This window comes from Collinsella sp. OM08-14AT, from assembly GCF_003438115.1.
Lineage (GTDB): Bacteria > Actinomycetota > Coriobacteriia > Coriobacteriales > Coriobacteriaceae > Collinsella.
The window spans coordinates 132,650-133,011 of record NZ_QSTE01000004.1 but is presented as its reverse complement, the minus strand read 5'-3'; the positions used below and the strand labels follow the sequence as shown (position 1 = coordinate 133,011).

Genomic DNA, 362 nt, shown 5'->3' with positions numbered 1-362 from the left:
GCGCCTCGATTGCTCCGCTGGTATATAACAGGCTCTCCGTCAAGGTCGTCTTACCTGCGTCTACATGAGCAAGAATGCCAATATTGATGATTTTCATATGATTGTCCTCCATACAAGGCCCAGAAGGGCGCAAAAATCCCCAGCGACAAATACTTTTACCGCTGGGGATGATAGGTAGGACACACATGAAAACTGCGGCCAAGGCTGGCCGTTGTCTATCACGATATGAAATGAAAAGGCAAAAGTATTCTTAAATTGGGTACAAAAACCAAGCCCTCTCCTTGAGGACGTTTGTCTTTGTTCCCATTATCAAATTTTATTTAAGAATACCTTGCCGCATATTGATAAACTCCTTTGCTTGG

General features: G+C 43.9%; 1 protein-coding gene. It reads right to left on the bottom strand.

Features of this window, described 5'->3' with window-relative positions; all coding sequences use genetic code 11:
* On the bottom strand, nt 1-97 hold a 97-nt coding region (locus DXC18_RS04000; protein WP_369832591.1), incomplete at its 3' end, for a GTP-binding protein.
* Between the last annotated feature and the right edge of the window lie 265 nt (nt 98-362).